We start from the raw sequence: 7,728 nt of genomic DNA, 5'->3' as shown, positions 1-7,728 counted from the left end.
CGGGCGAGGTAGTGCGGGCCGCCCGCTTTCGGCCCGGTGCCCGAGAGGCCCTCGCCGCCGAAGGGCTGGCTCTCCACCACAGCACCGATCTGGTTGCGGTTGACGTAGAAATTGCCGACCCGCGCGCGGCCTTGCACGAAGCGCCGCGTCTCGGCGATGCGGCTGTGGAGGCCCAGCGTCAGGCCGAAGCCGGTGGCGTTGATCGCGTCCACGACCGCGCCGAGCTCCCCTGCCTTGAAGCGCATCACGTGCAGCACAGGGCCGAAATTCTCGCGCTGCAGCGCGGCGATCGAGGGGATCTCGATGATCGTCGGCGCCACGAAATGCCCGGTGGCGGGGGTGGCGGAGAGGCGCTCCACGGGGAGGCCCTTCGCGGTGCAATGGGCGACATGGCTTTCCAGCAGCGCCTTGGCGTCCGCGTCGATCACCGGGCCGACATCGGTGGCGAGGTCCGCCGGATCGCCTACGGTCAATGCCTCGAACCCGCCGCGGATCATCTCGAGCAGCCCTTCGGCAATGTCCTCCTGCACATAGAGCACCCGCAGCGCCGAGCACCGTTGCCCCGCGCTCTGGAAGCTGCTCGCCAGCACATCGCGCACCACCTGTTCGGGGAGCGCGGAGGAATCCACGATCATCGCGTTCTGCCCGCCGGTCTCGGCGATCAGCGTGGCGATCGGCCCGTCGCGGTGCGCCAGCGCGCGGTTGATGGCGCGCGCGGTCTCGGTCGATCCGGTGAAGGCGACACCCGCCAAGCGCGGGTCGGCGGTGATCAACTGGCCGACCTCACCCGCGCCGGGGAGCAGTTGCAGCGCCTCGGGCGGAATGCCCGCCTCGTGGCACAGCTTGACCGCGAGCGCGGCAATCAACGGGGTCTGCTCGGCGGGCTTGGCGATCACACTGTTCCCCGCCGCCAGCGCGGCGCTCGCCATGCCGATGAAGATCGCGAGCGGGAAGTTCCAGGGGCTGATCGTGGCGAACACCCCGCGGCCGTGAAGGGTGAGGCTGTTCTCCTCCCCCGTCGGCCCGGGCAACATCACCGGCGCGGCGAATTGCCGGCGCGCCTCGGCGGCATAGTAGCGCAGAAAATCGACCGCTTCGCGCAGTTCCAGCACGCTATCGAGCAGCGTCTTGCCCGCCTCGCGCTGGCACAGGCTGAGGAATTCCGCCGTGTGCGCCTCGAACAGATCGGCGGCGTTTTCGAGCAGCAGAGCGCGCGCCTCGCCGCCGAGAGCGTCCCAGCCGGGCTGGATCGCGGCGGCACGGGTGAAGGCGGCCTCGACCTCTTGCGGCGTCGCATCGCGGCGGGTGCCGACCACTTGCGAGGGGTCATGCGGCGCGGTGATGTCGACGACCGGCCCGGTGCCCCCCAAGGTCGGCTCGGCGCTCCACTGGCGGCCTGCCAGCGCGCGCAGTTCCTCCAGCAAGGGCTCGCGAACCAGCGGATCGCTGAGGTCGATGCCCGCGCTGTTCTGGCGCTTACCGAAAATGTCCTTGGGCAGCGGGATCGCCGGATTGCGACGCGGGCGCATCGCGGCGAGCTCCGCAACCGGATCGCCGACCAACTCTTCCGCCGGAATGTCCGCATCGCCCATGCGATTCACAAAACTGGTGTTGGCCCCGTTCTCGAGCAGGCGGCGCACCAGATAGGCGAGCAGTTCCTTGTGCCCGCCGACAGGGGCATAGATGCGCACCGGCGTGCGCTGGTTGCCTTCCAGAGCGTGGAGCGCGTCGTAAACCTCCTCGCCCATGCCGTGGAGGCGTTGAAATTCGAACGGCTTCCCGGCGGCCAAATGCTTGATCGCTCCGATCGTGTAGGCGTTGTGTGTGGCGAACGCGGGCCGGATCACGTCCGAATGCTCGAACAATCGCGCGGCGCAGGCGAGGTAGCTGACATCGGTCGCGACCTTGCGGGTGAAGACGGGGTAGTCGGCATAGCCGCCCACCTGCGAGAGCTTCACCTCGCTGTCCCAATAGGCGCCCTTGACCAGCCGCACGAACAGCTTGCGCCCGTGCCGCCGCGCGACCTTCCCCGCCCAGTCGCACACCGCCACACCGCGCTTCTGGTAGGCCTGAATGGCGAGGCCGAAGCCCTCCCAGCGGCTGCCGTCGGGGCGGCGGAACAACGCGTCGTCGGCGACCAGTTCCTCGATGATGTCGAGGCTGAGTTCGAGGCGTTCGGCTTCTTCGGCGTCGATGGTGAAGTGGATGTCGGCGTCGCGCGCCTTCACCGCCAGCGCGCGGATCACGGGGATCATCGCCGCCTTGGCCTCGTCCGCATGAAAGTAGGTGTATTTGGGATGCAGCGCCGAGAGCTTCACCGAAATCCCCGGAGAACCCGCCACGCCCGCCCCGGCCTCGCGCGCCAGCCGGGCCAGCGCCGCCTCATAGGAAAGCCGGTATTTCTCGGCATCGGCGAAGGTCATCGCCGCCTCGCCGAGCATGTCGAAGGAGTGGGTGATCCCCCGCGCGCGTTCCGGCGCGGCGCGCTTCAGCGCCTCGTCGATCGTCCGGCCGAACACGAACTGCCCGCCGAGGATTCTCATCGCTTGACCCGTCGCGGTGCGGATCACCGGTTCGCCCAGCCGGTTCATCGCGCGGCGGAAGGCGCTCCCCAGCCCCTTCTGCCGCGCGTCGGGCGGATCGAGCACTTCGCCGGTCAGCATCAGCGAGAAGGTCGCGGCATTGACGAAGGTGGAACTGCTCTCGCCCAGATGTTCGCCCCAGTCGATCTGGCCGATCTTGTCCTTGATCAGCGCGTCGGCGGTGGCCGCATCGGGCACGCGCAGCAGCGCTTCGGCGAGGCACATGAGGGCAATGCCTTCCTCGGTATCGAGGCCATATTGCTGGAGGAAAGCGTCGATCCCGCTCGCCTTCTTGCCGCGCGCGCCCTCGATCAGGTCGATGGCGAGCCGCGCCGTTGCGTCGTGCACCTTCGCTGCCGGAGCCGCCTGCTCGAGCCGCTCGGCGATGGCCGCTTCCTCGTCCTGCCGATAGGCGCGCCTGAGGTCGGTGCGGTCGATCTGAGGGGCGGCGGTAAAATCGGCCATCTGGTTTCACCTGAAACGATTCGAGAGAGCAAAGCGGCCCTCTGGACGCACCAAGGCTGCGCTTCAAGCGCGGGTTTTGCAACGCCCGTCCTTGCCGCGCGGGCCCCTTGCGGGTAGCCTTCGCCCCGCGCGATCAACAGGGGTCATAACGATCATGCGGATGTTCTGCTTCCACTGCCGCGACGGCGAAGACGGCGGTCGGCTGCGCGCGATCCATCGCCCCGCGCATCTCGAATTCGTCCATGCCAATGCCGAGCATTTCGTGATCGTCGGCCCGCTCAAACGCGCCGACGGGCTGATCATCGGCTCGCTGCTGATCGTGAAGGCTGAGGACGAAGCCGCCGCGCGCGCGATCCTGGCGGGCGATCCCTATCTCACCGGCGGGGTATGGCAGCTGATCCGGGTCGATGAATTCACCCCGCTGCTGGGCGACTGGGCGTAACTTACCGGAACGGATCGCCGTCGCTGTAGCGGCGGCTGATGAAGGCCGCGTTGCTCGAAAAGGCGTCGAGATCGTGCTGCGCCAGGTTGCGGGCGATCTCGTCGATCCGGGCTTTCATCGTGTCGAGGCTTTCCTCGAGGATGAAGCTCGCCGACTTGCCGGTCTTGCGGAAAATCTCGGCGCGGTGGGCGGGCGGGATGTCGATATAGCTCTTCACCAGCTTGGGCAGGTGCTCGTCGCGCATCAGCTCGATCTCGGTGCGGCTGACGGCCTGAACCTGTTCGCGGTCCATCATCGTAGCCACGTCCTCGAGCGCGGTGAGGATCGCGGCGATTTTCTTGCGGGCAGGCGTCGGCACGCGCTCGTCGTCGTAGTCGACCCCGTGCGCAGGCGCAGGCGGAGGCGACGCGGCAGGCGCGGGGCCGGCCTCGGGCTCGGGTGCGGCAAACATCTTCCTGAGCGAATCGAACAGACCCACGAACTTCCCGTTTCGGCTTTCGGGCCCTTACGGCCCGAAAGAGTGCTTTAGACCCTGTTTCAGCGGGGTGGAAGCGCCGGAATCGCCGCGCGCTCGCTCTCCAGCCGGTCAAGCGCGTCGTAGAGCCGGGCGAAAGCGGCCTGGAGCGCCTGGGTCTTGTCGCCATCGGGCGCGCCGTCATCGCTGATGAGGTTGCTCGCCGCGCGGTTGAGGCCCGTGATCCGGTCGAGCACCAGCCGGTCGCGCGAGAGCATCCGCGCGGCGTCCATCGCGGTGCGCAAGACCATCAGCATGGTGGCGGTCGCCTGCTCGATGGCGGCGATCAGCTGGGCGTTGGTGCTGCTGATGACCTCGCGCGCGGCCAGCGCCTGGGTGGTGAGCGCGCGCGCCTCGGCAATGTCGCGGGACCGAGTGCGGACGGTGTGGAGCGCATCGGCGGTCAGGCGGCGCGCCTTCATCGGCTCGCGGGGTGCGATGGCAGCCGCGCGCGCCTCGATGGTCAGCGCGACCTCCTCGGCAAACAGCGCGTGTTCCTCAAGCGCGGCGACCAGCGGGCGCAGCGAGGCCTCCTCCCCTTCGAGGCCGATATTGGCGCGCAGCAGCGCGTCACGCTCGCGTGTCAGCGCGGTGAGCGCGGCTTCGATCTCGGCTTGCGCGGCGGTGTAGCGGCGGAAATAGGCAGACGGGCCGGAGGGCACGGGGAACAGCCCGAACCCGCGCCGGGGGGGCAGGGCAAGATTGCCCGGCCGCAGCGGTTCGAGCGCGGCAGCGATGGAGCGCAGCGCGGCGCTCGCCTGTGCGATTGCCCCTGTGGGCGGCGGGGCGACATGGGCGAGGCTCCCGGCATGGCGCGCCGAGACCTGCGTGATAGTGTCGCGCCCCAGCGCTTCGATGGCCTCCAGCTTGTGGTCGAAAGCCGGGCTCAAGGGCTCGATCAGCAGCAGCTCGGCGACGAATTTCGCCGCCTGTCCGGCCAGTTCGGCGTGGCGGCGCTTGGTGATGGCGGGCACGGTCAGCTGCGTTTCCAAGGGCTTCAGGCGACCCGCGTCGGCGCCTGCGGGCGGCGGGGCGCGGGGGCGCGGGGCGCGGCGGTGCGCGGCGCATGGACCCGCGCGCGGTCGAGCACGCCTGCGGCCCAGCGCGCGTGGGTGGTGGGCTCCAGCATGCTCCCGCCATGGCCGAACACCGCCCGCGCCTCGGCCGCGAGGATTGCGCGCGCCTCCTCCACCTCGGCAGGGGCCGGGCGCAGCAAGTCGTGGATGATCGGAACCTGCGAGGGGTGGATCGCGGTCTTGGTGAGCAGCCCGTGCTCGATATCGCGCGCGACCTCCTCACGCAGCAGATCGGTGAGGGCGTAATGCTCGAAGACGGGGGCGGAGAGCGCGAGGCCCTCGGGAAGGAACACGGATCCCATGGTAGCGATCGCGAGGCCGAGCGGTGTGTCATAGGCAGTCCGGGTCCGCGAGCGGCGCACGCCCAATTGGTTGAGGATGTCGTTCCCCCCGATCCGCACCGCGTGGACGCGCTCGCCCAAGGGTGCGAGCGCACGGGCCATCTGCATCATCGCCGCGCGGTCGAAGGCCTCGGTGCTCTCGATGGTGGGCATGATGCCGTGGCGCGGGCTGTCGAGCCGTGCCAGCCAGTCGGCGAGGTTGGCGGTGGTGATCTTGGGCAGGACGAAGCCCGCCAGCCGCTCGATTCCCGGCTGGGCGAGCATCCAGCCGAGCATCTCCGGCCCGCGCGGACGGGCATAGGCGATCAGCTTGGGCGGGGCGCCTTCGAGCATCCGCAGCGTGGCGCGGAACACCTCCTGCGCGGCGCCGACCTCGGTCTCGTGCAGCGAATCCTCGAGGCAGATCACCACCGAGCGCAGATCGGGATTGGCCCCCGCCAGCACTTCGGCAAGGCGCGGGTGCTGGACGGGAATGTAGAGCGTTGCCCCCAATTCGACCGCTTTTGTCATTCAGCGTCTCCTGCCTTGGCTATCAAGGTTACGGCGCGGTAGTTTCCAAGTTCCCGTTCCTGCACGGGAACCTCCATTTGTGCGGCAAGGTGCAGCAAATGCGCCACTTCCTCGTCATTCCGGTCGCGCACAAACACGGCTTGCGGAAGGCGGCGCAGCACGGCGCGGGTCGCCTCGGCGATGCCGGGCTTGATGCGGTTCACGTTGGTGACGGCGAATTCGACCATCAGCGCCTCGACCAGCGCACCGCACGCGGCGCGACTGGCGGCGGCCTTGGCGGGGCTCCATGCGGGGTGGGGGTCAGCCGAGGGTGCAGCATCTGTGATGGCGGCGATGAACGCGCGGCTCCGGTCAGCGTGGGCGTGCTCGGTGAGGTGGCGGCAGGCGTGGAACTCGCCCTCGCCCACCAGCTCGTCGCTCAGCACCGAGCGGCTGACCAGCCCCGAGGCAATCGCGCCGAGAATGCCTGAGGGGATGAGATAATCCTCGGGCGTGGCGGCAAGGCTGGCGCAGCCTGCGGGATCGGCGACCACGGCGAGGAAGGGGGCAAAGCCGGTGCTGCCATCGGCAAGGCTCGCCTCAAGCTCCTGCGTGATCGCGCCCTTGCCGGTCCAGCCGTCGACGAACACCGCGTCCCTGGTGCCCCGCGCGGCGGCGATGTGGGCGAGCGCGACGCGGTCGATCCCGCGCCCGCGGATGATGCTGACCGAATAGTGCGCCACGTTCACCCCGCGCGCGGCCAGTTCGCGGCGCAGCAACACGCCGATGGGCGTGCCCGCGCGGGCGAGCGAGATGATGGTGCAGCTTGTCGCGGTCTCGGGCCGCGCGGTGATCGCCTCGGACAAGGCTGCGATGTCGCGCTTCAGCCGCCCCGCATTGCGCGCCAGCGCCGCCTCGAAAAGAGCGAGGTAACGCGCATCGGGCAGGCGCTCTTCCGAAAGCATCTCCGAATAGTGCCGCGCGCCCGACTGGATCAGCGCCTCCTTCTCCGCCACATCGGTCAGCGCGACCGCGGCGGGCTTGAGGAGGAAGGTCACATCCTCGGGGGCGTAGGAGCCATGGAAGGGGACCTGCGTCATCGCCTCAGTCGATCCAGTCGTGTCCGCGCGCGATGTGCTGCCACAGCTGCGCTTGCGTCGGGATCATCGCCAAATGGCAAAGGTCAAGGAAGCCTGCATCCGACCAGCTGTCACCGATGCCGATGACGAGCCGCCCGGGGGTCTCGGTGCGGACCGCTTCAAGCAGATAGCGCACCGCCGCGCGCTTGCTTAGCCAGGGGGGCAAGAAGGCGAGGTTGTTGCCGTTGGCATGGATGCGCCAGCCTTGGGGGAGGCCAGCGCGCAAGGCTTCGGCGAGCGCGGTGAGCGCGGGAACGTCGCCCGCGTTACTCTTGATGACGATGTAGAGATCAAGGCCCTCCTCGCTCACCAGCCAGTGGCGATATTCTTCGCCAAGGCCGTGGGTCAGCGCGGGATAGAGCGCTGCGGGCGCCTCGCAGGCTTCCGCCTCGGCGGCAAGGCGGGCGTGCCAGACCGGATCGGGCGCGCCATCGGCCATCAGGATGCAGCCGCCATTGGCGCAGATCGCGGGGGCCTGCGCGATGTCGACCCGGGCGAGCACTTCTCGCGAGCGCGCTGTCACCGGCACCAGCTCGCCATGCGCCAGCCAGCCGAGCAGCGCCTGCTGCGGCGGTGTGGCGTAGCCGCTGGGGCTGCCGTCGACGAGGCGGCTCATCAGGCGCAGCTGCTCTTCCGGCCAGTCGCCGCATTTGGGGCGGGTCTGGAACAGGCTGTCATCG

Annotated in this window: 7 protein-coding genes; 1 reads left to right on the top strand and 6 read right to left on the bottom strand. The window is 69.1% G+C overall.

Annotation, left to right across the window (positions count from 1 at the left end; genetic code table 11):
* Window positions 1–3,047 (bottom strand): bifunctional proline dehydrogenase/L-glutamate gamma-semialdehyde dehydrogenase PutA (putA, locus tag NBV68_RS15645; protein WP_296311475.1); only part of this gene is annotated, 3,047 nt, incomplete at its 3' end.
* Between the two features lie 154 nt (window positions 3,048–3,201).
* Here putA and NBV68_RS15640 point away from each other — a divergent pair.
* Window positions 3,202–3,489, top strand: coding sequence for a YciI family protein (locus NBV68_RS15640; protein WP_296311472.1), 288 nt, complete (start codon window positions 3,202–3,204; stop codon window positions 3,487–3,489).
* 1 nt (window position 3,490) lies between these two features.
* Here the strand turns inward: NBV68_RS15640 and NBV68_RS15635 are convergent, their stop codons facing one another.
* From NBV68_RS15635 to NBV68_RS15615, 5 genes are all read right to left on the bottom strand, one after another.
* Window positions 3,491–3,967: a hypothetical protein gene (locus NBV68_RS15635; protein ID WP_296311470.1), complete on the bottom strand. Its 477-nt coding sequence runs from the start codon at window positions 3,965–3,967 to the stop codon at window positions 3,491–3,493.
* Between the two features lie 59 nt (window positions 3,968–4,026).
* Window positions 4,027–4,977, bottom strand: a complete 951-nt coding sequence (locus NBV68_RS15630; protein ID WP_296311466.1) for a toxic anion resistance protein — start codon at window positions 4,975–4,977, stop codon at window positions 4,027–4,029.
* Between the two features lie 23 nt (window positions 4,978–5,000).
* Window positions 5,001–5,930 (bottom strand): HpcH/HpaI aldolase/citrate lyase family protein, encoded by a 930-nt coding sequence (locus NBV68_RS15625; RefSeq protein WP_296311462.1) that lies wholly within the window; start codon window positions 5,928–5,930, stop codon window positions 5,001–5,003.
* Entirely contained in the window at window positions 5,927–7,009 is a 1,083-nt protein-coding gene (locus NBV68_RS15620; protein WP_296311458.1) for a cysteine protease StiP family protein, read from the bottom strand. The genes NBV68_RS15625 and NBV68_RS15620 overlap by 4 nt, the downstream gene beginning before the upstream one ends.
* Before the next feature lie 4 nt (window positions 7,010–7,013).
* A partial coding sequence (locus NBV68_RS15615) for a sucrose-6-phosphate hydrolase (protein WP_296311455.1) occupies window positions 7,014–7,728 on the bottom strand: 715 nt, incomplete at its 5' end.

Origin of the sequence: Erythrobacter sp. (genome assembly GCF_023653175.1) — a bacterium.
Taxonomy (GTDB): domain Bacteria; phylum Pseudomonadota; class Alphaproteobacteria; order Sphingomonadales; family Sphingomonadaceae; genus Erythrobacter.
This window is presented reverse-complemented; position numbering and strand designations above follow the sequence as displayed.